A 2687-nucleotide genomic window follows, 5' to 3' on the forward strand; every position below is an offset into this window, starting at 1 on the left:
CGTGAAGGTGGTCGTACTGTTGGTGCTGGTGTTGTAGCTAAGATTATTGCTTAATAGCGACGAGTCTTAACTCAATATCAAAAAAAGGCAGCTTAGGCTGCCTTTTTTATTTCCATTTGGACCAGTACTAATTTTGTTAGCTAAGCTGGGCTTTGTATTCTTGCCAAATACGTGGAATAAGAATACAATCTATGACCGATTTTTGACTCGCTGGATATACTTTTAGTGAGTGTATTGAGCCGTCGTCAGTTTGGATTGAAAGCCAGGCTGATTTTTTCACTGAGCAAAGTGCTATGTTTATAGTATCAATAGTCTCAGAACGTAGTGAGTAACGGAATTAACCGATGACAACAAATACTGAAAGCCAGGGTAATTCTCTGGATATTATAAAGTGGGGCCTAGTCGCGATTTTGTTGGCTTCTGCTATTATTGGCAATCATTATTTCGCTGAAGCAAGTGTGTTAGTACGCGCTATAAGTGTTGTAATCGCTTTTGCTATTGCTGGTCTTATTGCGTCGCAAACAGAGAAAGGCAAGCAAGCATTAACGTTTGCTCGCGAATCACAGATTGAAGTTCGTAAAGTGGTTTGGCCTACGCGTCAAGAAGCACTTAATACAACTTTTATTGTATTAGCTGCAACAGCCATTTTAGGATTAATCCTTTGGGGCATGGATGCAGTATTGCTTAGAATTGTTAATTTTATTACAGGCGTATAGGCATCTCGAATGACTGAAGCAACTGAAGCTAAAAAAAGATGGTATGTAGTACAAGCGTTTTCAGGCTATGAAGGCCGTGTTTGCAAGTCTTTGCATGAATATATCCAAATGCACAACATGGAAGAATACTTCGGTGAGGTACTAGTACCTACTGAAGAAGTCATTGAAATGCGTGCAGGCCAACGTCGTAAGAGCGAACGTAAATTTTTCCCGGGCTATGTATTAGTTCAGATGGAAATGAATGACGAAAGTTGGCACCTAGTGAAAAGCATCCCGCGTGTGATGGGCTTCATTGGCGGTACATCAGATCGTCCAGCACCAATTTCTGATAAAGAAGCTGATGCCATTCTGCAACGACTGCAGGACACTACTGAGTCTCCAACACATCGCGTTATGTTTGAGCCCGGTGAAGTTGTTCGCGTTACTGACGGACCTTTTGCTGACTTCAACGGTACCGTTGAAGAGGTGGATTATGAGAAGAACCGCGTTAAGGTTTCTGTGATGATCTTCGGTCGCTCAACACCTGTAGAACTTGATTTTAGTCAGATTGAAAAAAGCTGATTAAATAAAGCACAAATATTAATTGGAAATGGGTGCGAATTTATATATAATTCGCACCCATATTTTTCGGGGAGCTTTTCAACATAGTGTTGATGGCGTTTGAACCCAAACTTGAGGAAAATGTCTCATGGCAAAGAAAGTTGATGGTTACATCAAACTGCAAGTTGCAGCCGGTGCTGCAAACCCGTCGCCACCAGTAGGCCCAGCATTGGGTCAGAAAGGCGTTAACATCATGGAATTCTGTAAAGCATTCAATGCTCGTACTGAAAAGTTCGAGAAAGGTATGCCAATTCCAGTCGTTATCACTGTATATACTGATCGCTCTTTCACTTTCGAAACAAAGACGCCACCTGCATCTTTCCTACTGCTTAAAGCAGCGGGTTTGAAGTCTGGTTCTGGCCGTCCTAACACTGAAAAAGTGGGAACTATCAAGCGTAGCGCTGTCCAGGAAATTGCTGAGACTAAAGCCGCTGATATGACTGGTGCTGATATTGAAGCGATGACTCGCTCAATTGAAGGTACTGCGCGTTCAATGGGTTTGGTAGTAGAGGACTAATATAATGGCAAAACTAACTAAACGCGCTCGCTTGATCCGCGAAAAAGTTGAAGTAACTAAGAACTACGACATCAATGAAGCTGTTGCACTAATTAAGGAATTTGCTACTGCTAAGTTCCTAGAAAGTGTTGACGTAGCTGTAAACCTTGGTGTTGATCCACGTAAATCTGACCAAAACGTTCGTGGCGCTACTGTGCTACCACACGGTACTGGTCGTGACGTACGTGTCGCTGTATTTACTCAAGGTGCAAACGCTGAAGCTGCTCTTGCTGCGGGTGCTGAGCTAGTCGGTATGGACGAGCTTGCTGCACAAGTTAAAGCTGGCGAAATGAACTTTGACGTCGTTATCGCATCTCCAGATGCAATGCGCGTTGTTGGTCAGTTAGGTCAAATCTTAGGCCCACGTGGTCTTATGCCTAACCCTAAAACTGGTACTGTAACGCCAAACGTTGCTGAAGCAGTTAAGAACGCTAAAGCTGGTCAAGTTCGCTATCGTAACGATAAGAACGGCATCATCCACACTACTATCGGTAAAGTGGATTTTGAACCAGCTCAACTTAAAGAAAACTTAGAAGCTCTACTTGTTGCTCTTAAAAAAGCCAAGCCAGCAGCTGCTAAAGGTGTTTTCCTTAAGAAAATCACTATCTCTAGCACCATGGGTGCTGGTGTTACTATTGACCAGAGTACTCTGGACGACGGTAAGTAAATTTACAAAGCTCGCGTATTAGTCTATAATGCGCGCACTTTGTAGGGTTGAGACTTTGATCTAATCTTTATTGATTGGAAATTAGTCTCCGTCCAAGACCGTAGGTGTTAGTTGAATAACTAACTTAATCTCCTACGTAGACGGTGTC

General features: G+C 42.8%; 4 protein-coding genes. All 4 read left to right on the forward strand.

The genetic code is table 11. The features are described 5' to 3' along the window. The first annotated feature begins 344 nt into the window (after positions 1 to 344). The 4 genes from secE (at position 345) to rplA (ending at position 2539) form a co-directional block, all read left to right on the forward strand. Complete coding sequence (secE, locus tag L2755_RS21835) at positions 345 to 716, forward strand: preprotein translocase subunit SecE (protein ID WP_248982741.1); 372 nt, start codon at positions 345 to 347, stop codon at positions 714 to 716. Between the two features lie 9 nt (positions 717 to 725). After that, entirely contained in the window at positions 726 to 1277 is a 552-nt protein-coding gene (gene nusG, locus L2755_RS21840) for a transcription termination/antitermination protein NusG (protein WP_248982742.1), read from the forward strand. 127 nt (positions 1278 to 1404) lie between these two features. Next, a complete protein-coding gene (rplK, locus tag L2755_RS21845) occupies positions 1405 to 1833 on the forward strand; it encodes a 50S ribosomal protein L11 (protein ID WP_011863956.1) in 429 nt (142 codons plus the stop codon). Between the two features lie 4 nt (positions 1834 to 1837). After that, a complete protein-coding gene (rplA, locus tag L2755_RS21850) occupies positions 1838 to 2539 on the forward strand; it encodes a 50S ribosomal protein L1 (RefSeq protein WP_248982743.1) in 702 nt (233 codons plus the stop codon). Positions 2540 to 2687: the final 148 nt, after the last annotated feature.

Origin of the sequence: Shewanella abyssi, from assembly GCF_023284025.1 — a bacterium.
GTDB classification, from domain to species: Bacteria; Pseudomonadota; Gammaproteobacteria; order Enterobacterales; family Shewanellaceae; genus Shewanella; species Shewanella abyssi.